Source organism: Roseofilum sp. SBFL (assembly GCF_017746885.1).
In the GTDB taxonomy this organism is placed as follows: domain Bacteria; phylum Cyanobacteriota; class Cyanobacteriia; order Cyanobacteriales; family Desertifilaceae; genus Roseofilum.
In genome coordinates, this window is record NZ_JAGHZH010000184.1 from 72574 (window position 1) to 93222 (window position 20649).

Here is a 20649-nt window from a genome sequence, read left to right on the forward strand (position 1 = left end):
GTTACTGACTATTGCTATACTCAAGCCTTCTGAGATCGAAAAAGACCAATTACCTTAGAGGAAATTCCCTTCTCCGATCGCGCGATACACATTGCGTATCATATCGTAATCTCGATCGTCTACAGCAATTAATGTAGAGGCTTTATACTTACTTTTGTTGGCTGTGGTAAACCCTAAAGCTCTTACGATTGTCTCTTGATCGGCTAAGATGCGATCGCGCAGATTTTCTACTTCCTCTGGTTTCATCCGACTATTGACAATTAATACATCACTGGGTAGAGCAGGCCCCTTAGCTAAGAGGCGAAACTCACTAGGAGAAACCCCTTCTGCTTCTAAAAAGTCTTCATAATCGGTAATTGGCCCCGCCCAAGCCTCTACTGCCCCATTTTTTAGTGCGGCTAAGGAGCCTTCTCGACCTAACATTTTGACTTGATAATCAGTTTTGGGATCGAGTCCCGCACTGACAAACATATCAGTTGGCCCTAAATGACCGCTAGTAGAACCTACTTTGATCATGGCAATGGTTTTCCCTTGTAGATCTGGGATCGATTGTACTGGCGAGTTGGGGGGAAGGGCGATCGCTGCATGATAATTCGGTCGAGTAATGCCAATCACAGGAATGGCATTTGTCCGAGCGCGAATTAACACATATTCAGAAGGCCCAATAATTGATAGATCTACTGCTCCTGCTTGCAAGGCTGAAGCAACTTCTGTATAACTATCAACTGCATAAAATTCTACCGATTTCCCAAAGCTTTCCTCTAAGGCAACCCGAAAGGGTTCATAGTCTCTTTTGAGGTCTTCAAGTCCTTGAACATCGCTAATGGCTAATTTTAAGGGGGCTACAGAAGCATTGTCCACAGGGATGGTATTATCTGAAGTCTGCCGGCTTGCGGCACAACTAACCAACAGTCCGAGGGAGAAGGTTAGGAAATAACGTCTTTTCATGGTCTTCAACCCAGTTATCCTCTCAAGGAGAAAAAACGAACATAGATGGCCCCAGTATAGAAGATGGATTCTCTAAGTGAGGTTATCGTTTGGATAAGAGATGGATAGGGCGTGGGGAGAGGGAACGGCTATAAGTGTTAAGGATTAAGGGTTAATTGCTTTCGTCCATAGGCACTGAGGGCATCGATCGCACTCACCATGGCTAAAATCAATAACAAAATTGTGGTTAAGCGGGAAAAATCTAACAGTTTCAGGCTCACCAGCACTTCATAACCGATTCCTCCTGCACCGACAATACCGAGAATGACAGAGGAGCGCACGTTAAATTCCCACAGGTAGAGCGTAATACCAATGAGTCCGGGGAGGGCTTCGGGAAGAACGGCAAAAATAAATGTCCGCAGGCGATCGGCTCCTGTTACTTCGATCGCCTCTATCGGCTCTAATGGCAAAGTTTCTAGAACTTCAACATAGAGCTTGGCCATCGATCCAGTTGTATGAAAAGCGACTCCTAAGACTCCAGCAAAGGGGCCTAATCCGACAATGGAGACGAAAAAGAGGGCAAAGATAGCTGTATCAATACCCCGCAGAAGATTGAGTAGCAAACGCAAGACGGGAGCGAGTTGGGGAATGGGAGAGAGGGGTCGAGCGATACAGAGGGAGAGGGGAATAGCAGCGATCGTGGCGGTGAGGGTTCCCATAATGGCGATCGCCAAAGTTTCAGCCGTAGCAATTAAAAAATCGGGTAACTCCGCAAAATCTGGGGGCCAAAGTCGCGTTAACCAGTTCCCCAAGCGCGGTAAACCCGCCCAAAAGTCTGCTGGAGAGATTTCCGATAACCGCCAACTAGCGATTAAAACGGCGATCGCCACGACTCCCCAAAATCCTTGTTTCAGCAGTCGCCCCAAACTGCGCTGCTCTTGCTCATGGGTATTGAGAATAGACTCCCACTTGGAGAAAGAATGGAGCGATCGCGGTTCTAGTTTAGTCATTGATAATTATCCCAATTACCCATTACCAGCATTAGAGCTTACCGACCGATTTACCGGCTGCTTGGATGGGTGAATAGTTACTGCCATCGGAAGGCACAAACCCGGTATAGTTTTCCGGTAATAAAGTTTGTGCTTCTTCTGCTGAAAGATTTGCTAACTGTTGTTGCAATTGAGCTTTAAGCTCTGGAGGTAGTCCACCACGCACGGCAATGGGATCGTTGGGGAGAGGATCGGATTGCCAGATGATTTTCAGTTGGGAGCGGTCGATGCGTCCGGTGCTATTGAGGACATCTATATTCCGGTCATAGTCAGAGGCAATGTCAACTTGACCTTCTAAAACGGCGATCGCCTGAGCTGCGTGGGATGCCCCTTCATTATAGTCAAATACAGCTTCTGGATCGAGTCCGCGTCGCTTAAATTCTCCTTGGGGAATCAGCCAGCCGGATGTAGAGCCAACGTCGGCTAAACTGAGTTTAAGTTTGGGGCCGTTCTGACTTTGGGCGATCGCTTCATCGAGGGTATCAAAGGGCGCATCCGCTTTAGCCATGAGAATAGAGTAATAAACCGGTTGTTCTTTATATTTTACGGTGGCGATCGCTTCAATCGACGGATCATTATGGTTGGCCAAGACATAGCCCCACGGGCCTAACCAGGCTACATCTAAGGTCCGCGATCGCAAGGCTTCGGAAATTCCCACCCAGTCTTCCGTCACCGTCACATCAGCTTTAAGATTTATTCCTTCTGCCAGTTGGTTAAATAACGGCTCAAATTGGCTTCGGTTTTCACCGGGAGTTGGAAAATACGGCCCAACGCCAAATTTCAATTCTGTCAGTTGAGCATTATCAGGATTAGATTGACTACAGGAGATAATGGTGATTAGGGTTAAACACCCCAGTAAAATCTGCTTGATCCAGCGTTGCATAAAATCGATCAGTTTGTAGGACATCATTTAGACCAAACCTACTTAACCGGTCTGGTCAGGAATTAATCTATTCATTGAATACCTAATTTTCCTGAGTTTACGCTGAGAATATCATCCGATCAAATCCCTAGTCCTCCGTGAAAATCTTGCCCACGTCCCTCTTTCTTGCAGAAGGTTCATGGAGTAATTATCTAATTATAATTAACCAGATGACTAGTATAATCATTTTTTACATTACTTAATTTTTCTTCGAGTTCAGAGCATTGCTCATAGAGCATGGCTCGATATCCGCTATTAATGGGCATAACCACGGCCTTAAATCCTTCACCTTTGATCGTCACTTTTTGACATCCTTCTAAACCCAGAAAAGAAGCCATCAACAGTTTCAGGGAGATCGCCTGGAAAATGACTCTGGCCCAATCTACCTTGAGACTTTTGTTGAGTACAACATAGTCATTCAGGATGCCATGGCGGTCAAAATAAGCAACAATGCTGATGTACCGCTTTTTGCGAGGAGACTGTTGGTAAATGTCAAACTTCCTTAATGGATTTTGATGAACAATCATGGTGTTAAGTTAAAAAAAGTTAAGTTTTTAGGGAAAAAAATTTCAAAGATTGAATTTTAAAGAAACTGAGACTCCTGACACCCATTTTTTCTAGGACAAAGGAAGCTCCTAATATTGTCTCTCTTTTAGCATACAGTATTTTTTAGATTAAGTTTAGTTTTCAGGAATAACTATACAGGGAAACTAAGAATCACTAATCTTATTTAAGTTTTCCTACATATTTTATTTTTTGAAGAGTGAATGTACTGAAAAATCTAAATATAAATTAATTTTTTGCCCTATACAATAACCAGGGGTTTAAGCTCCTTGTCAAGGGCAAGATCATACAGTAATGATATACAGCGCTTTGCGCTGTTATGAGGGACAGTGTTGAATCCTCAAAGCTATGTACCAAAAGCTTATTCCCTATTCCCTATTCCCTAGCGCTTTGCGCTAGGGAATAGGGACAATACTTGTATTGCTTAGAATCTAATGCTTCAAGCTTTACTGCTCCAGAAGAGAGAGGTACTATAGAAAGGGAAGGGAGAATTAGGACATTTTCTGTTCCTCATTCCCTGTTTCTTAAACCCATAATTTAGCTATCCTAACTTAACAAGTTCCTTGCTATATAAAAGCGATCGCTTGCTAAACTTAGAAGCGATCGCTTTTCAGGAAAATACTCCAGTAGGGTCCGTTCATGATTCCCCCTACTGGCTAAGGTTTTGAGTCAAGTTAACCGGCTGTCGTGGCTGCACTGACGGCTTCCTTAAGTAATTCCACTTTATCGGTTTTTTCCCAGGGCAGATCTAAGTCATTGCGGCCGAAATGACCATAGGCGGCTACATCTTGATAGAAACGTCCTCCCCGTTCCTGGGGTAGGGTACGCAAACCAAAGGTTTCAATAATTCCCGCTGGACGGAATTCAAAGACCTTTTGGGCTGCTTCTAGCAATTGGTCATCATCGACCTTACCCGTCCCAAAGGTTTCAATCATAATGCTCACGGGACGAGCGACCCCAATGGCATAACCCAATTGCACTTCACATTTTTCTGCGAGTCCTGCTGCAACGATATTTTTAGCTGCATATCGGCAAGCATAGGCAGCAGAACGGTCTACCTTAGTGGGGTCTTTACCGGAAAATGCGCCGCCACCATGACGAGAATAGCCACCATAGGTATCAACAATAATTTTACGTCCAGTTAGACCCGCATCCCCTTGGGGGCCACCAACTACAAATTTACCGGTAGGATTAACAAAATATTTGGTTGCACTGTTGGGTTTGATCTCTAAATCAGAAAATGAGGGAAGCACCACGGCATCCCAGAGATCTGCTTTAATTTTTTTCTGAATTTCCGTGTTGTCAGTCACTTCACCGATGGTGGCTGCATGTTGGGTGGAAATCAACACGGTATCAATAGCAACAGGCTTACCGTCTTCATAGGCAACGGTCACCTGGGTTTTACCATCAGGACGCAGATAGGAGAGTTGCCCTGTTTTGCGGACTGCGGCTAACCGACGAGAAATGCGGTGAGCCAAACTAATAGGCAGGGGCATTAATTCGGGGGTTTCGTTGCAGGCAAAGCCAAACATCAACCCTTGGTCTCCTGCACCCGTGGAGTCAAAGCGCTCTTCACTCGACATTTCCCGCTGTTCGGCGGCAGCATCAACTCCTTGAGCGATGTCAGGAGATTGGGCATCAAGGGCAACTAGGACGGAGCAACTGTTGCTGGTGAAGCCGCCTTCACTATGCACATAGCCAATTTCAGCAATTTTTTTCCGCGCCAGATCAATGTAGTTGACTTGGGCTTGGGAGGTGATTTCACCAGTGATTAAGACTAATCCAGTATTGACAGCCACTTCGGCGGCTACGCGGCTGGCAGGGTCTTCGGCCAGCAGAGCGTCAATGATGGTATCTGAGATTTGATCGCAGATTTTATCGGGATGGCCTTCAGTTACAGATTCTGAGGTAAATAAATAGCGACGAACCAAGGAAAAATCTCCTTTTGTTTAATGAGGTTGAACTCGAATCAAGTGATTTTATCTCTTGTCTAAGAGAGCCTACAGAAACTAGGAACTGGTTTCCATAAAGTTGATTCAATTGTGTAGAGTCAGAAAATCCTTAACTCCAGCTAACATCCCAATTTAACCGATCGCTTGTATTTCGTCTAATTTGGCGATCGCCACATCCGCTTTGTCTAGATTCGGTCGTCGGCTCCATCCCCAAGCTACACCAATGCTTCCGGCGGCTTGGGCATTGCGCGCCATGGTAAAATCTCCCGGAGCATCACCCACCATCAGCACCTCTTGGGGAGAGACTCCTAACTGTTCGCAGGCAGACCAAAATACTTGGGGATTGGGTTTGGTTAGGTGGGGTTCTGCTCCTTGAATAATTTGAATATAGTCGCTGAGTTGATAAAAATCGAGAAATTTTTCTATGTTTTCACGGATATCGGAGGAGACTACGCCTAATTTTAGATGCGATCGCCGCAAACGGTCGAACACTTCGGCCACTCCAGGCAGTACTACTGTTTCTTTAGCCTTATTCTGCATGACCCGATCTGCTTCCTGGAACGCTTGGTTAATGATTTCCAACGATTCCAGCCAACACCGTCCCGTTTCAGCCACATAAGCCGCTGCTGCAATTTTATTTTCTTGACGACTCCCCACAGCGGTTAATCCGGCTGGATTAAACCCCTGTTCGTCCACCCCAAAGGCCATCAGTAGCGGTTCTCCGACTCCAGGGATTTGGGCATCAATAAGGCGCGCTCTTCGCTGGGCCAGATGGCGTAGATAAGGTTCTGAGTGGGCCAGGGTTCCATCCTTATCGAATAGGATAGCGCTGATGTTCTCAAACTGGCGATCGTGACATACAACCGTTACCATACTTCGACTCCGTATTCCCTAGCGCGAAGCGCCATAACCAAAAGTTGGGTGGGACTCGCCCACCCACACCAGGGTCTCATAGCTCCTTCCTTGGTTTCTATTCAGCAGCCGCTAACTGTTCTTCTGGGATTTCTGAAACCGTTTCTTCCGGCTCCGATGCCTCAGCCTCATTTTCTACCTGGGGTTCTGCTGGGCCTTCTTCTACAGCCTCAACCGACTCTTGTGTCTCTTCTGCTGTCCCTTCCTCTACAGGAGTTTCAGCCGTTGGAGTCGAGTCTTCTTGAGGAAGTTCAATCCCTTCCGCTTGGGCGCGGAGTTTTTGACGATAGCGCTCGGCCATTTCTTCGGCTTTATCGTAAACCAAATCGGGATTCTTAACCATATCGCCCGGTTCAGGTTCGAGTTGCTTAGTAGACAGAGAAATCCGGCCTCGCTCGGCATCCAAGTCAATAATCATCACTTTGATCTCATCATTGACATTGAATACACTGTGGGGCGTATCGATATGGTCGTGGGAAATCTCTGAAATGTGCAGCAAACCGCTGACTCCACCGATATCGATGAATGCTCCATAAGGTTTGAGACCGCGTACCATTCCTAAGACGACTTCGCCCACTTCCAAGCGGTTCATCTTGCGTTCTACAAGCGCTCTTCTGTGGCTGAGAACCAAACGATTGCGGTCTTCATCCACTTCCAAGAATTTTAAGGGTAATTCTTCACCCATTAAATCTTCTTTCGGTTTGCGGGTGCTAATATGGGAGCCAGGAATAAATCCCCGAAGTCCTTCAATTCTCACTAAGGCTCCACCTCGGTTTGTGGCGAATACCTGGGCCCTGACCGTTGCATCTTCTGCTTGCAGTTGCCGGACTCTTTCCCACGCTCTCATATATTCGATGCGGCGAATGGAGAGGGTCAGTTGTCCATCTTCATTTTCATCGGTAAGGATGAAGAACTCACGGGTTTCATTAGATTGTAAGACTTCATCTGGGGTATCGATGCGGTTAATAGACATTTCCTGAATGGGAATGTATGCTGCGGTTTTCGCGCCGATGTCAATCAGAGCGCCCCTTGGCTCCAGACTGAAAACCGTACCAGCTACGGTATCGCCGGGGCTAAAATGATAGTCATATTTATCGAGCAGTGCAGCAAAATCTTCGTGCGTAAAACCGATGTCTGTAGCCATTAATTCCTGATTGACCATGCGAATGATTTCCTAGTAATTATCTCCGTATCTTTTGCTGGGGTTTACAGTGGGGACGCATTTTCGCAGCCTCCAAACCTCTACAAGGGGGTTTTACCAGTTACCCTGGGAATAACCCGAATCTGCTTATAACACAGACATTCTATAATACCCTATTTTTGTATTTCCATACCAGTCCCCTAGTCTAAAACTTGTTGAGGGGGAGTCTTAGAAAAAGATAGGGGAGAGGGTGAAGATGGGGCGCAATCAAGCCATCTCCTCATACATCAAAATGCTCTCAATGAGCTGTATTCCTTGCTTAGGAAGGATTCGAGGTCGGGATTTGCCGCATGAGGGTGGCCATTTCTAGGGCATTCATGGCATAATTCCAACCCAGGTTACTTTTAATTCCAGCTCGTTCTAAGGCTTGTTGTAGGGTATCGGTGGTAAGGATACCAAAGATAACCGGGACTCCGGTTTGAAATCCAGCCGCAGCGATGCCTTTGGAAACTTCAGCCGATACATAGTCAAAATGGGGGGTATCGCCTCGGATCACGGCTCCTAAACAAATGATGGCATCATATTGATTGGCGATCGCCATTTGCCGAGCTACTAGGGGGATCTCAAAACTCCCTGGAACCCAGATATAATCGACTTGAGTCCCATTGGGATCGATATCTACCCCATGTCTTTTTAAGCAATCTTGACACCCAGTGAGCAGTTTTCCAGTGACGAGGTCGTTAAACCGACCAATAATAATGGCAAACCGCAGTCCCTCGGTCTGAGTAAATGTTCCCTCAAAAACGGTCATAGTTATAGCACTTTGCGCGGTAATCGGTAATCGGTAAGGGGAGAACTATTTTTCACGGTAGAGTCCCCATTTCTAAGGCTTGCTCTCATCCAACTTTTCAAGTCATTGCCCTTGAAAAGGCTGATCTCTAGGAAGGGACAACAGTTAGTCTCAAAGATAACTAAGGATTGCCCCATGCCCAGAATCTTAAACAACAAAAAAATTCAAGATGCCAACCAGGACAACCAGGGCTGCCCAGAAGCCAGAACCAACATACAGCAAGGGTTTAGATTGTTCCCAGTTTTGGGGGAGAGCATAGGCAACGGGAACAGCCACGACTAAGACAAAGGATAAAAGAACTAAGGCAAATAGGGATAGTTGAAATAGAATTGACATAATGTACTCTCCTAACACGAGCAAGCAAATGGGTTAAGCCAGGTATGGCCTTTGTTTTACTATAGTGCCTCATGGCACCAAGCAAAAGAGTTTTGGCGGCTGGGGCGATCGCATCAGTAGGCAATCTGTGGCCAAACTCGTCATACTAGAGTTTAGAGTGGCTCAACCCTGCTTCTCCCGTTCCTCTGTGCTAATCTAAAATTTATGACTCGAACCAGCTCAAGACGCAAATCAACCGGTAATTTTGGCCCTAAATCTTCTCCATTTAACTATACGTTGGTGGCTTTGATGGGAGGGATCTTTGTTCTGGGGATCGGGATTGGGATCGCCTTTAGCTCCACCACTACTCTATCCCCGGAAAATGTGGCTTCCCGTGATTTTATCGATCGCAGTGCCCCCGATCCAGAATTATGTGTCAAATTTGGAGCGAGTGCGATGGTTATGGATGCTCGCCTGTATGTTACCTTAAACCCCTTTAGTGTGTATATCTCTCAACCGGCGATGCAACCGGGATGCGTACTCCGGCGCAATAACTGGGTGATTTTGGAACAGCGCAATCTCCTGCCCCGTGATAAGTTTAATGATTGTAAGAATCGGATGAATACCTTTGCTTATACGGGCAGTATTGACAGTAACCCGAAGGTCAATTGTGTGTATCAAAATGATAGTGCTGAAAACTTCTTCCTCAGTCAGCCCGGACTTAATCCTGGAGGAACGGCTCCAGAGAGCGATCGCTTTTAAGAGACTTCTTGCAGAAGTCCTGTCCAAGAGTTTTAATGATTTTTCTTAAGTACTGTGAGTGACGGAAGCTTAAAATAAACCTAAAAAATCCCTTCCGACTCAAAAAATATGATACCCCTGTCCGTAAATCAAGATTTATTGTACAGGGGTTTAAACATTGTGTCCTATGAAATTCGCTATAAACCCGCATTCGCGGCTGTGTTTGTCACCCTGAACCCTGGAGAACAAATCATTGCTGAAGCAGGAGCGATGACGAGTATGGATGCTGCATTATCCATGAAAACCGAGTTTTCTGGGGGCTTTTTCTCTGCCCTACTGCGGAAGTTTTTCGGAGGAGAATCCCTATTTGTCAATCGCTTTCAAAATAAGACCCAAAAGCCTTTAACTGTAGTATTTACTCAATCCTTAATTGGCGATATTGAATGTGTCAAATTAACGGGAAATGCCCTTTGTTTACAACCGGGGGCTTATATCGCTAGCGATCCTAATATTCAATTAGGGGTACGTTGGGCTGGTTTTGCCAGTTGGTTTGCTGGAGAGGGACTCTTTAAGTTGAAAGTAAGCGGTAGCGGAAAAGTTTTTTTTGGTGCTTATGGTGGCATCTCCCAACAGAGTGTATCGGGAGAATTTATTGTTGATAATAGCCATTTAGTTGCCTATAGTCCCAATATCAAAATGAGTATTGGTTTATCAGGGGGCATTTTTAGCTCAATCGCTTCTGGAGAAGGCTTTGTTAATCGTCTAAAAGGAAAAGGCGTGATTTACCTGCAATCGAGAAGTCTGAGTGGTTTGGTCAGTTTTTTACGTCCGAAAGTCCGCAATTAAGAGATGATTTAATTATAGCTTATGGATATTCAATTACTAAAGCAGCCTGATAGTGCGATCGCCAAAGTTACACTCAACAGTGGCGAAGAAGTCATTGCTCAAGCTGGAGCAATGGTAGCAATGAGTGCTTCTATCAACACCAGTACTACCCTCCGCCAAGGAAAAGGGGGCGGAATTATGGGAGGACTCAAGCGCATGTTAGGCGGAGAATCCCTCTTTTTAAGTGTATTTCGATCGCCCACTCCTAATGGTGAAGTTTTTCTAGCTCCTACACTGATGGGAGATGTCATGGTTTACGAGATGACAGGACAAGAATTAGTGGTACAAGCCGCCTCTTATTTAGCTTGTGCGTCTGATGTGATTATTGACATTGGCTTTGAAGGCTTAAAATCCTTATTTTCAGGTGAAGCCATTTTTTGGCTAAAAATCTCAGGGATAGGTCCCGTAATTCTTACCTCATTTGGTGGAATTTATGAGATTGATGTCAATGGGGAATATATTGTAGATACGGGGCATATTGTCGCCTTTGAACGGAGTTTAGATTTTGAAATTGGTAAAGCCAATTCTAGTTGGTTGGGTGCATTTTTTGGGGGAGAAGGATTTATTTGTCGATTCAAAGGCAAGGGAAAAGTGTACTGCCAAACCCATAATTCAGGTAGCTTTGGATTGACGGTAGGATCGCAATTGCCTGAGCGTAGATAATGGCCAATCATCCTAGTGCCGCGATCGCTCTTAAGCGCTAAAGCGCAACAACGAAGGAAAAGGTACAAACGGGTTTTTCCTATTCCCTATTCCCTATTCTCTCCTCTAGCAACAGCCTTAACTTGTAACCCATTACCCATTATCATGTCACAATTTACTTATCAAATTGACCATTCCCCAGCTTATGCCTCCCTGGTGTTGAATTTACGTCCCCAACAGAAGGTATTAGTTGAAGCTTCTGCCATGGCAGCCATGGATAGCAGTATCACTATGCAGTCAAAAATGAAGGGCGGTATGCTCAAAAGTGTGGGCAGAATGTTAGGGGGTGAGTCTCTGTTTATTAATGAATTCACAGCAGAAAAAGCGGGAGGATCGTTATATATATCTCCTGGAGTGCCAGGAGATATTCAGTATTATGCCCTCGATGGCAGTAAGGGGTTGATCGTACAATCTTCTGGGTTTGTGGCTTGCAGTGAGACGATCGATATAGACACCAAGTTTCAAGGAGTAAAAGGCTTTTTCAGCGGTGAATCTTTGTTCCTGTTACGAGCCAGTGGAGCCGGTGATTTTTGGTTTAGTTCTTATGGAGCAATTATCGAAATTCCGGTGGAAGGAGCTTATGTCGTTGATACGGGTTATATCGTTGCTTTTGAGGACACTTTGCAGTATAATGTGGAGATGATTGGCGGATTGAGTTTTAAGAGTTTGAAAACGGGAATTTTAGGGGGAGAAGGTCTAGTTTGTCGCTTTAGTGGACAAGGACGATTGTGGATTCAAACCCGTGGAGTTTATCCGTTACTCAACTTTTTATATCCGTTTCGTCCGGTTAAAAGTAGTAGCTAACGATGAGCGATCGCAATCCTCCCACCAGCAACCGTCAGTTACTGATTCTCGCCGGTCTATTTTTACTGGCGATCGCCCTTACTATTTGGGTAGGAATGGCGATCGCTGATTTCGCCATTACCCGAATTCCCATCAGCGTTGAGCAACAGTTGGGGAGTGTTATTATTCCTATATATGAGCAGCAAGCAGAAGACTCCGTAGAGCAAGACACCCTTAACGAACTGCTCGATCGCTTAGAAAGCCATTTAGACGAGAGCGATCGCGACTATCGGCTATTGTATATTAATCAACCCACGGTGAACGCGATCGCCATTCCTGGGGATGTCGTCATCATCTTCCAAGGGTTACTCGAAAACATCCAATCCGAAAACGAACTCATGATGATTCTCGGTCATGAATTAGGGCATTTTGCCCATCGAGATCATTTAAGACGGTTAGGGCGTACCTTAGTCATTCGTCTAGCCATTTTTACCCTATTTGGTAATATTGATTGGCTCAATGATGCCAGCACTTTGCTCGTCGCAATTAGCAATTCTCGTTATTCCCAATCTCAGGAAACTCAAGCCGATCGATTTGGCCTCACCCTACTCTATCAAACCTATGGTCATGTGGCTGGCGCGACCGACTTTTTCAGCCGCTTAAGCCAAGATGCCACTCGCAATTGGGATTTTCTCACTAGCCACCCCGCACCGAAAAAACGAATTAGTGCCCTAGAAGAAGAGATTCAACAACAGAATTATCCCCTCCAATACAAGCAACCCCTACCCCATCCATTAAAAATTAAAAATTAATTGTTTTGCGTCATAAATCCATTGTGCAACTTTATCCACCGACGGACAAAGATCCCGGCGCTGCATAAGAGAAACTTGCAATTTCAGGACTTGACGGTGCAATTGATGGGCAGACATTTGGGAGAGTTGAACAACTGAAGCAACTCCCGCATGGAGCAACAAGCCATTATATTCACAACCGACACTTTTGATTCTAGCTAAATCAGACAAAGCAATCCATTTATTCAAAACTTGGAGAGGCAAATGCAATTTTTGACCGTATTGGATGCGCTTTGGCATGGGAGTCATTTTTTTGAGCAGATCGCCAGTTGTGTTGACCCCTAAATCTGATAGTTGGCTTTGGTGTTTGGTACTGAGTCCAGGTAATTGTTCTAGAGGCCAAATGCAAGGGGAGCTTCGTTGAGTAGAGGATGGAGGTTTCATGGTGAGGAGGGATGAAAATAGGGATAATTCTAAGTTATCCGATCAAAGGAGCTACAAGCAAGAGCGATCGAAGAGGGGTAAATGGTCAAAATTTGTTAATCAATTTTTCCTACATCCCTTAGAATAGCTTCAATCAAGCTGGATTCGATATAAATTCCACTCAATTTTAACTGCTCAATATAGACACCAACTCGTCTAGCTTGAGCATCATCTAGCAAAACAATACTATAGCGTTTCTCAAATAGATGAGGTACAATAAAAAGTATGCTTTCATTTACCAGTTTATTATTCCTCTCTTCTAATGTACCTCACTAATTCGATAAAGGCTATATTAGGGATAGATTGAGCTAAGGCAATTGCTTCAGCTATTTAAGAATTTGAGACGAGTTGATGGGGATCGCTATTTTATTTGATTATGTTAAACACCTACTTCTGCAAATAAGGCTTCTAGGGCTTCTAAAGTGAGTCCTTGTTGAATATATTGGGGATTGTCAGGATTGTAGGGACTTTTCAGGCGATCGCCCCCCACAATCTTAGCAGTTTCTGGTAAGACAGGGATATCTGGATTAAAGGCAGTCGATCGCATTAAAGAACTGGAAAACCCTTTAAATACCAGGATTTGATCGGCTTCTCCCTCAATTTCTGCATGGATGAGCAGCACTTCTTGGGGCCGTTTGAGGGTGTATTGTTCTAAGCGTCGAGAAAACATAGGCAATCGCGCTCCATTTGGGAAAGGTTGCAGCTAATTAATGATTCGAGTCACTCGAAATCAATTACCCGAGGAGTTCGATCTCTTAAGCCAGGCTTGCTCATCTCGCTTTCCACAGATTTCTTCATTCATCTCGCTTAAAGTTTCACCCTGTGCATCACTTGTTTCCAGCATATATTGCTGAATTTCTGAGGGTAGCATCCAGTGCATACCATCCACCGGAGCTTTTTCAAGAGTAAACCAATAAAAATCCTGGGGGATGCCCATATCGCTGTAATAGTCCAAATAGGGTTGATGTACATCCGCATCGCGAGGGAAGTCTCGGCCGTCAAGGCTATCACCATCCCCCCAGGAATGCACGCCGAGACAAGCTCCTTGCTGAATATCTCTTTGCACACCTGCTAGAAATAGATCGGTACCGCCTGAAGACACTAGTCCATCTTCTGGGACTACGGTTGTAAACCCCATATCTCGCACCATTCTCGCCAGCTCTAGATTAGCCGTATCATCAATGGAACCAGGCACCCACTGCAAAACCAGTGTTTTGATGGCTGGATTGTCCTTGGTTGCCATCTCAAACGTGGAAATGGCACTGCGGTCTATAACGCCATAGGCAACGAAAGAGCCATCATTCACTTCAATTTCAAGGAGGGGAATGTTAGATTCTGCGCAGCCAGTAAGTATTATCAGTCCTAGAGAGACTATTGACGATAGGCTGTAGATGCTTCTGTTATCTGTCATGATGCATTTAAATTTATTATTGGTATTATTGGCCAACGGCTGTTCGCCCTTGTTTCCCGAGGCGAATCAGGAGAAAATAGCTCAGATAAGCCGTATAAATCAGCAATCCTAGGATACCCACAAAGCCTAAGAAGCGTTCGCTGGTGGCATTGTGGAATAAGTTTTTGTAGCCCCAAGGTGCTTCTAACCAGAGTCGGCAAAAGTTATTTTGGATTAATTCTTGCGTAGGTAAAAAAGCGCATTGTAGTGAGGGTAATTGGGCGATCGCCCCAATCCCCATCAATATCGTTACCGCCCAGCGCCAAGCCGTAAACGCCAGTTTCAGGGCACGAGACGGGGGCATATCCTCAATTTCCTCATTCAAGTCAATCCAAAACCAGAGGGATATGGGAATCAAAATCCGGGCGGATATAGAACTGACAAAGCCAATGGGCGCTCCCCCAATCATCAAATAAAGGGAGATAATCAGCAAACTAGCCACCCGCCAATAGATAATCATCAGGCGGATTAGGGGGACAGACTGTTTCACCAGCGACCAAATCAGCAGCACCAAGGGAATACCGATCCCCACCAGTGCCACTAACCGATAGTCCATCCAAATCAGCGATCGCATCCAATCCATTCCCGCTTTGCCTCAATCTCAGAGCAGCCACATCTAACCATACCAGAACCATCTGTTTCTCACCCCATCTCCAGAGTGCAAACATTGACAAACCGATATTAAGTCTTAATAATACCATGCAAATTGAGTAGGGTGTGGACAGTGGGGAGCAGGAAAAACAGGTTGTGCATCTTGTTTGTTGCCTCTTGCCCCTTGAACTGTAGATAGGCATTATGATTTGAAAGGCACAACTGCTAGATGAGAGCAACTCTGCTTGACTTTCGGCATCACAGAGGCTTATAACTGTACATTTTCTGGACATTTTTCCACCGAACTGACTGGATCTTACCTATGGGATATATTATTTCAACTGTCAATATGAAAGGAGGGGTCGGCAAAACCACCCTCACGGTTAATCTAGCGGCGTGTCTTGCCAAATACCACGACAAGCGGGTGTTGATTGTCGATTTAGATGCTCAAATCAGTGCTACCCTCAGCATGATGTCGCCCTCCGATTTTGCCAAACTCAGGCGAGATCAACGCACCTTAAGAGAATTGGTCAAAAAAGCGATTAATCCAGCCGCCAGTTCTACTTTTCCTATCCAAGATATTATCATTCCCTACGCTTGTAATGTTCCCAAACTCCATTTACTCCCTGGGGACATTGATATGTATGATGAATTTTCAGTTTCAGAAATGATTTATGAAAAAGCCGTTTATCGGGAACAAGTAAGTTTTGAAACCGTATGGAATCGCTTTGAAAGAGTCTTGGTTGAGAGCATCTTAAAACCCATCATCGACGAATATGATTACATTATTTTAGATTGTGCCCCTGGCTATAATCTCTTAACTCGCAGTGCCCTGACTGCCAGCGATTTTTACTTACTCCCCGCTCGTCCAGAACCCCTATCATTAATCGGGATTCAGCTTTTAGAGCGTCGGTTAGCAAAACTGCGAGAAGTCCATCAAGATGGACATCCCCTAGATATTCAAATGCTCGGCATTGTCTTCACCATGGCTGGGGGATTTATCGGCCGCTATTATCGCCAAGTCATGAACCGGGTACGTACAGATTATAGTGAGGCGAAACTGTTTAAGACTCGCATTCCTGCCGATATCAATGTATCTAAAGCTGTCGATAATTATTTACCTGTAGTCATAGCCCATCCCCATAGTCGCGGCTCCAAAGCCTTTCAAAAATTGACGGAGGAATTATTAGATAAACTCCATACCACCATTTCCCGAAAACAACAACAATCTTCAGTGAAAATGTCGGATTTGTAATTGGGGTAATGAGGAATGGGTATAGCAACTGCACCAGCAGTTAAAACTTTTTTGCCTATTCCCTATCCTCTAATATTATCGGCTAAAATAGTGAATGATGTTGAAGCGTTAAAAAGATCAAGCATTATGAACCTTCAGACCCCATCATCAATCCTGTGCTAATTGGCTACATCGAACAAAAGTACAAGCATCTCTTTAAGCTGTCCATTAATCAACCCTTGGGAGACCAGGGGCTGAAGTCCCTTGTTTAGCAAAGGGTTGCTTATTTTTGATAAATAAATGCTTCATGTTTTACAATGGAACCATTCATTAATTTTCGATGCTCATAAATGATATTTCCACGACAAGTTAAATGAGAATTAAGCCACTGCAAAATTTCTATTCTACGCCTGTCCTTCTGATTATTAGTCAAATTAAAAATAAGATAACCAGACTTCTGTAATACATCAAGATAGCTCTCATAATCAAAAAATTCTAAGTGATTCGCACCTCCACTAACAATCAAACAATTAAACTGCCCTTTTGTTAAATCATCCTGTTCATATTGTCCAACTATATAGGTTTGGTCATAAATGTGTGGATTATCTCGATGGAGTGCTGTAATAGCTATAGGTAAAATATCAATCCCAACTAATAGCTCAACAGAGATAGCACTGTGAGTCTTTAAAAATTTACCCATCAACCCACTACCACAAGCAATATCTAAGATCCGCCATTGTTTGATATCTTTTATAGAACACAAAAATTCTTCTAGGACTAAATAGACCTTACATTCGAGTTGTTCTAAAATTAGATCTTCATATAAATGAGGATAGGAATATAAAGTTGAGTAATCCCAAATATTTACTGTTTTCCGATCTCCATCAGGTAGTTCAAGTTCAAAAAACTCATCACCTTGTTCAGAACCAAATATTTTTTTGATTTTATACATAATCAGTCTACCCCAAAATAATTTGACTTTCTCTTAAGAATTCAGGATTGTATATTTTTGATAAATATTTAATACCACTATCACACAAAATTGTAACGACTACAGATTCCTCATCGAGTTGTTCAGCTATGCATTTACTCGCAAAAATGTTTAATCCGCTACTCCCACCAACAAGAATTCCTTCAGTTTGCAGTAATTTATGACACATAGAAATTGCTTGTTCATCGGAGACTTGAATAACTTCATCAATCAGAGAAAAATCCAAGCATTTTGTTGGCTTATATTTACCTGCTCCCTCTATAATATAGGGCTGATTTTTATTTACAATATAATCAGATTTATCTTGACAATATCCATGATAATAATACTCATAAATATTGGAATGTAAAGGATCGGCTAGAATCACTTTAATTTGATGATTTTGTTCTTTTAGAAACTTGGCTGTACCCGTGATACAACCAAAGGTCGATCCAGTCATTACAAAATGAGTAATTCTACCATTAGTTTGCTCCCAAATTTCAGGGACTAATGTTTTATAATAAGTTTCTGGGTTGTTAGGATTATTATATTGATCGACTTTAAAATAGTTATGTTTGCAGGCTAACTGATGGGCATATTCCATATAATCATGTCCTTCCGAGTTTAAAAAATCAGCGTTTGGAGTTGAATTCCAAAATGTATATTTTTTTGTAAAAAGCATCATCTTGAAATGTTATATCTCTAGCATTTTTTTCATCTTGTGACATTGCTGTAACTATAGGATACAATATTTGACGTACAGGAACTGTTTTTTCATGTTTTTTGGCTCCTGAAAAACCAAAGTGTTGCTCTATACTTTTCAAAAAAGAGTCGATCGCTAAGACTGAAGAAACTCCTAACTGAATGCTAATATTCTGAGTATTTTGTCCTGATAGCCATTGAAAAAAACGATTTATTACTGCTTTTCCATCTTTGCCTCCATCTCTAAATTTTTTCTCACATTCTTCTTTAAAGATATTGATATTCACCCAATCTGTTGGTAGCTGAGGGGGATTAAATGTAATTAAGTCAATGGGGTATTTTGATAGATCGATTGAGTCAAAAGCCCCCTGAATTATCTGATATTGATCTGAGGAAATCCCCTCTTTCTTGAGGTTATACTGTGTCAAGCCAATGGCTTCTGGCTGAATGTCGTTAAAATAGACAAATGGAAGGCGATTTAAGAGACTATAGATCCCGATAATACCACTTCCACATCCCACATCTAGCAGACAGTGGTAGTGTTGAAGATCTATACCTTCACACATTGCTTGACTAAAAGGGGTTTTGGCAGCAATTCCATTACTACTAGCTAAGTTTATATTTTCAATTAAATAGATTGATTTTTGATTCATTAATGACTGATTTATGTTTTTTTATTTCATCTTAGAATATCATATCATTTCCATTTTTCAACTGTCTTGCGAATTAATACCAAAAAAAAGTATCAATAAAATCTAAAGGTCTAATTCGTCCAATTCCAACTCGGACTCTGGGGAACCTTCGGAGGGAGGTTGTACGGGAATGGCAGAGACGATCGCATCCAAAACCCGTCCAACGGGGAGAATGGTTAAGCCTAAATCCGGTAAAGATTGACCTTTGGGAACGATCGCCCGTTTAAAGCCGAGCTTCGCCGCTTCCTTTAATCTCAGTTCTAATTGCGATACTGCCCGCACTTGTCCCCCCAACCCTACTTCGCCAATAATCACCGTGCGCGGATCGACGAGGCGATCGCGGAATGAAGCCACCACAGACACCGCAATCCCCAAATCTGCGGCGGGTTCCTCTACCCCTAACCCCCCCGCAGAAGCCACATAAGTATCGAGTTTGGATAACGGAATACCCACCCGCTTTTCCAACACCGCCAAAATCTGCAACAAGCGATTATTGTCTACCCCAGTCGTCGCGCGACGAGGAGAACCGTAGCTTGTCGGACTCACCAGCGCTTGCAACTCCACCACAATCGGACGCGTCCCCTCGCAGGCGACAATGGTACAAGTTCCCGACACCTTTTCGTCCCGATTGCCCAAAAACAACTCCGAGGGATTCGGTACTTCTGCCAACCCTTGAGCGACCATTTCAAACACGCCAATTTCATGGGTCGCGCCAAAGCGATTTTTCATCGATCGCAACAACCGATGGGAGGCAAAGCGATCGCCCTCAAAATACAATACCGTATCCACCAAATGCTCCAAAACCCTCGGTCCCGCCAAAGAGCCATCTTTCGTCACATGACCGACAATAAATAAGGTAATATTTTCCCGTTTCGCCACCTGCATCAGTGCCGAAGTACACTCGCGCACCTGAGCAACGGAACCCGGAGCAGAAGACAAAGACGGAAAATAAATGGTTTGAATACTATCAATCACCGCTAAACGGGGTTTCAGCGCTTCCAACTCCCGTAAAATTTCCTCTAAATCGGTTTCGGGTAACAGAAAAAACTTCGATGGAGCTTCCTCGGACTTTTCCCCTTTTTTGCTCTTCGGTTTCGGTTCGATGACGGCATCAAATCCATGCTTAAGTTTCGGTTTCTCCTCTTCTTCCTCTTCCTCTCCCACTCCTAACCGCGCTGCCCTTAATTTCACCTGTTGCCCCGACTCTTCCGCAGACACATATAATACTGCATGATTTTGGGAGAGTTGATTGGCCATTTGCAACAGCAGCGTCGATTTCCCAATCCCCGGTTCTCCACCAATGAGTACCAAAGACCCCTGGACAATTCCACCACCGAGTACCCGATCTAACTCTGAATATCCCGAATCCATGCGTAAAACTGCTTGGTCAGAAATGGCATCCAAGGTAATGGCAGCACGAGGCTGACCGCTCTGGGTCGGCGATCGCCCCCCATCCTTTCGCCACTCCTGATTGAGTAACCCCAAACGGTTATTGGTGGTCACCGGGCCGCTCACCTGTTCAATCAGAGAATCCCAACTGTTGCAAGCAGAGCATTTACCGAACCATTGCGAAAATTCTGCCCCACATTGATTGCAAATGTAGAGGGTTCGAGACTTGGCCATAACTGTGATTTTACTCTTCTTGTTTGCATTATGGCAGATCTTGTCCTTATCCCTCATCAGAGCAAGAAAATACTCCCTCAGAACAGTCAGAGCAGATCGGGACTTGATGTTACAATATAATTCAGATTTTTGACTGCAAACCGATTCCTCTGCCTCTAACTCTCCAGCTCCAACAACTCGATATTCCCCCGGGTCAAAGACTCCTCATTCATGACCTAAACTGGGAAGAATTTGAGCAGTTTTTAATTGAACTGGGAGAAAAACGTACCAGTCGCATTGCTTACAGTCACCATACTACTGAAAATGTATGTCCTAGAAGATGGGGAATATAAACCGATTAAACAGAGTGAAATTTTTCCAGAATTTCCAA

Annotated in this window: 22 protein-coding genes and 1 pseudogene; 6 read left to right on the forward strand and 17 right to left on the reverse strand. The window is 44.1% G+C overall.

The window, feature by feature from the left end:
• Positions 1-54 precede the first annotated feature (54 nt).
• From J7545_RS20335 to psbZ, 9 genes and pseudogenes are all read right to left on the reverse strand, one after another.
• A complete protein-coding gene (locus J7545_RS20335) occupies positions 55-948 on the reverse strand; it encodes a PhnD/SsuA/transferrin family substrate-binding protein (protein ID WP_318701524.1) in 894 nt (297 codons plus the stop codon).
• 137 nt (positions 949-1085) lie between these two features.
• Positions 1086-1937, reverse strand: coding sequence for a phosphonate ABC transporter, permease protein PhnE (phnE, locus tag J7545_RS20340; protein WP_318701525.1), 852 nt, complete (start codon positions 1935-1937; stop codon positions 1086-1088).
• 31 nt (positions 1938-1968) lie between these two features.
• Complete coding sequence (locus J7545_RS20345) at positions 1969-2886, reverse strand: phosphate/phosphite/phosphonate ABC transporter substrate-binding protein (RefSeq protein WP_318701526.1); 918 nt, start codon at positions 2884-2886, stop codon at positions 1969-1971.
• A 164-nt stretch (positions 2887-3050) separates the two neighbouring features.
• A complete protein-coding gene (locus J7545_RS20350; protein WP_318701527.1) occupies positions 3051-3425 on the reverse strand; it encodes a hypothetical protein in 375 nt (124 codons plus the stop codon).
• 711 nt (positions 3426-4136) lie between these two features.
• Complete coding sequence (metK, locus tag J7545_RS20355) at positions 4137-5393, reverse strand: methionine adenosyltransferase (protein WP_318701528.1); 1257 nt, start codon at positions 5391-5393, stop codon at positions 4137-4139.
• 153 nt (positions 5394-5546) lie between these two features.
• Positions 5547-6287, reverse strand: coding sequence for an HAD family hydrolase (locus J7545_RS20360; RefSeq protein WP_318701529.1), 741 nt, complete (start codon positions 6285-6287; stop codon positions 5547-5549).
• A 97-nt stretch (positions 6288-6384) separates the two neighbouring features.
• Entirely contained in the window at positions 6385-7488 is a 1104-nt protein-coding gene (locus J7545_RS20365) for a S1 RNA-binding domain-containing protein (RefSeq protein ID WP_318701530.1), read from the reverse strand.
• Positions 7489-7807: 319 nt separating this feature from the next.
• A pseudogene (ribH, locus tag J7545_RS20370) lies at positions 7808-8278 on the reverse strand (6,7-dimethyl-8-ribityllumazine synthase); the annotation flags it as partial.
• Between the two features lie 186 nt (positions 8279-8464).
• Positions 8465-8653 carry a photosystem II reaction center protein PsbZ gene (gene psbZ / locus J7545_RS20375; protein WP_318701533.1) on the reverse strand — a complete coding sequence of 63 codons (189 nt, stop codon included), beginning with the start codon at positions 8651-8653 and terminating at the stop codon, positions 8465-8467.
• 204 nt (positions 8654-8857) lie between these two features.
• On the opposite strand from psbZ, the gene J7545_RS20380 reads away from it, so the two are divergent.
• From J7545_RS20380 to J7545_RS20400, 5 genes are all read left to right on the forward strand, one after another.
• The gene (locus tag J7545_RS20380; protein WP_271940628.1) at positions 8858-9394 is read left to right on the forward strand and encodes a DUF3172 domain-containing protein; all 537 of its coding nucleotides are present in this window, start codon (positions 8858-8860) and stop codon (positions 9392-9394) included.
• A gap of 159 nt (positions 9395-9553) precedes the next feature.
• Positions 9554-10219, forward strand: coding sequence for a TIGR00266 family protein (locus J7545_RS20385; RefSeq protein WP_318701534.1), 666 nt, complete (start codon positions 9554-9556; stop codon positions 10217-10219).
• Positions 10220-10240: 21 nt separating this feature from the next.
• Positions 10241-10921, forward strand: coding sequence for a TIGR00266 family protein (locus J7545_RS20390; protein WP_318701535.1), 681 nt, complete (start codon positions 10241-10243; stop codon positions 10919-10921).
• Positions 10922-11065: 144 nt separating this feature from the next.
• Positions 11066-11764 carry a TIGR00266 family protein gene (locus J7545_RS20395; protein ID WP_318701536.1) on the forward strand — a complete coding sequence of 233 codons (699 nt, stop codon included), beginning with the start codon at positions 11066-11068 and terminating at the stop codon, positions 11762-11764.
• Between the two features lie 2 nt (positions 11765-11766).
• Entirely contained in the window at positions 11767-12555 is a 789-nt protein-coding gene (locus J7545_RS20400; RefSeq protein WP_318701538.1) for a M48 family metallopeptidase, read from the forward strand.
• On the opposite strand, the gene J7545_RS20405 is transcribed toward J7545_RS20400, so the two are convergent.
• The 4 genes from J7545_RS20405 to J7545_RS20420 form a co-directional block, all read right to left on the reverse strand.
• The gene (locus tag J7545_RS20405) at positions 12538-12978 is read right to left on the reverse strand and encodes a DUF4332 domain-containing protein (protein ID WP_318701539.1); all 441 of its coding nucleotides are present in this window, start codon (positions 12976-12978) and stop codon (positions 12538-12540) included. The genes J7545_RS20400 and J7545_RS20405 overlap by 18 nt on opposite strands.
• A gap of 418 nt (positions 12979-13396) precedes the next feature.
• Complete coding sequence (locus J7545_RS20410; RefSeq protein WP_318701540.1) at positions 13397-13687, reverse strand: hypothetical protein; 291 nt, start codon at positions 13685-13687, stop codon at positions 13397-13399.
• Positions 13688-13747: 60 nt separating this feature from the next.
• Complete coding sequence (locus J7545_RS20415) at positions 13748-14428, reverse strand: hypothetical protein (protein ID WP_318720067.1); 681 nt, start codon at positions 14426-14428, stop codon at positions 13748-13750.
• A gap of 25 nt (positions 14429-14453) precedes the next feature.
• The gene (locus tag J7545_RS20420; RefSeq protein ID WP_318701542.1) at positions 14454-15041 is read right to left on the reverse strand and encodes a DUF3177 family protein; all 588 of its coding nucleotides are present in this window, start codon (positions 15039-15041) and stop codon (positions 14454-14456) included.
• Positions 15042-15380: 339 nt separating this feature from the next.
• On the opposite strand from J7545_RS20420, the gene J7545_RS20425 reads away from it, so the two are divergent.
• Positions 15381-16313, forward strand: coding sequence for a ParA family protein (locus J7545_RS20425; protein ID WP_318701543.1), 933 nt, complete (start codon positions 15381-15383; stop codon positions 16311-16313).
• Positions 16314-16575: 262 nt separating this feature from the next.
• Here the strand turns inward: J7545_RS20425 and J7545_RS20430 are convergent, their stop codons facing one another.
• From J7545_RS20430 to radA, 4 genes are all read right to left on the reverse strand, one after another.
• The gene (locus J7545_RS20430; protein WP_318701544.1) at positions 16576-17244 is read right to left on the reverse strand and encodes a hypothetical protein; all 669 of its coding nucleotides are present in this window, start codon (positions 17242-17244) and stop codon (positions 16576-16578) included.
• 7 nt (positions 17245-17251) lie between these two features.
• On the reverse strand, positions 17252-17947 hold the full coding sequence (locus J7545_RS20435; RefSeq protein WP_318701545.1) for a PLP-dependent cysteine synthase family protein: 696 nt from the start codon (positions 17945-17947) through the stop codon (positions 17252-17254).
• On the reverse strand, positions 17895-18617 hold the full coding sequence (locus J7545_RS20440; RefSeq protein ID WP_318701546.1) for a methyltransferase: 723 nt from the start codon (positions 18615-18617) through the stop codon (positions 17895-17897). The genes J7545_RS20435 and J7545_RS20440 overlap by 53 nt, the downstream gene beginning before the upstream one ends.
• A 102-nt stretch (positions 18618-18719) precedes the next feature.
• On the reverse strand, positions 18720-20279 hold the full coding sequence (gene radA, locus J7545_RS20445) for a DNA repair protein RadA (RefSeq protein WP_318701548.1): 1560 nt from the start codon (positions 20277-20279) through the stop codon (positions 18720-18722).
• Positions 20280-20649 lie beyond the last annotated feature (370 nt).

Excerpts from the sequence above, each read along its gene's own strand:
- J7545_RS20335 (WP_318701524.1), bottom strand. The coding sequence starts at position 948 with ATGAAAAGACGTTATTTCCTAACCTTCTCCCTCGGACTGTTGGTTAGT.
- phnE (WP_318701525.1), bottom strand. The coding sequence starts at position 1,937 with ATGACTAAACTAGAACCGCGATCGCTCCATTCTTTCTCCAAGTGGGAG.
- J7545_RS20345 (WP_318701526.1), bottom strand. The coding sequence starts at position 2,886 with ATGATGTCCTACAAACTGATCGATTTTATGCAACGCTGGATCAAGCAG.
- J7545_RS20350 (WP_318701527.1), bottom strand. The coding sequence starts at position 3,425 with ATGATTGTTCATCAAAATCCATTAAGGAAGTTTGACATTTACCAACAG.
- J7545_RS20360 (WP_318701529.1), bottom strand. The coding sequence starts at position 6,287 with ATGGTAACGGTTGTATGTCACGATCGCCAGTTTGAGAACATCAGCGCT.
- J7545_RS20365 (WP_318701530.1), bottom strand. The coding sequence starts at position 7,488 with ATGGTCAATCAGGAATTAATGGCTACAGACATCGGTTTTACGCACGAA.
- psbZ (WP_318701533.1), bottom strand. The coding sequence starts at position 8,653 with ATGTCAATTCTATTTCAACTATCCCTATTTGCCTTAGTTCTTTTATCC.
- J7545_RS20380 (WP_271940628.1), top strand. The coding sequence starts at position 8,858 with ATGACTCGAACCAGCTCAAGACGCAAATCAACCGGTAATTTTGGCCCT.
- J7545_RS20390 (WP_318701535.1), top strand. The coding sequence starts at position 10,241 with ATGGATATTCAATTACTAAAGCAGCCTGATAGTGCGATCGCCAAAGTT.
- J7545_RS20395 (WP_318701536.1), top strand. The coding sequence starts at position 11,066 with ATGTCACAATTTACTTATCAAATTGACCATTCCCCAGCTTATGCCTCC.
- J7545_RS20400 (WP_318701538.1), top strand. The coding sequence starts at position 11,767 with ATGAGCGATCGCAATCCTCCCACCAGCAACCGTCAGTTACTGATTCTC.
- J7545_RS20405 (WP_318701539.1), bottom strand. The coding sequence starts at position 12,978 with ATGAAACCTCCATCCTCTACTCAACGAAGCTCCCCTTGCATTTGGCCT.
- J7545_RS20410 (WP_318701540.1), bottom strand. The coding sequence starts at position 13,687 with ATGTTTTCTCGACGCTTAGAACAATACACCCTCAAACGGCCCCAAGAA.
- J7545_RS20415 (WP_318720067.1), bottom strand. The coding sequence starts at position 14,428 with ATGACAGATAACAGAAGCATCTACAGCCTATCGTCAATAGTCTCTCTA.
- J7545_RS20420 (WP_318701542.1), bottom strand. The coding sequence starts at position 15,041 with ATGCGATCGCTGATTTGGATGGACTATCGGTTAGTGGCACTGGTGGGG.
- J7545_RS20425 (WP_318701543.1), top strand. The coding sequence starts at position 15,381 with ATGGGATATATTATTTCAACTGTCAATATGAAAGGAGGGGTCGGCAAA.
- J7545_RS20430 (WP_318701544.1), bottom strand. The coding sequence starts at position 17,244 with ATGTATAAAATCAAAAAAATATTTGGTTCTGAACAAGGTGATGAGTTT.
- J7545_RS20435 (WP_318701545.1), bottom strand. The coding sequence starts at position 17,947 with ATGATGCTTTTTACAAAAAAATATACATTTTGGAATTCAACTCCAAAC.
- J7545_RS20440 (WP_318701546.1), bottom strand. The coding sequence starts at position 18,617 with ATGAATCAAAAATCAATCTATTTAATTGAAAATATAAACTTAGCTAGT.
- radA (WP_318701548.1), bottom strand. The coding sequence starts at position 20,279 with ATGGCCAAGTCTCGAACCCTCTACATTTGCAATCAATGTGGGGCAGAA.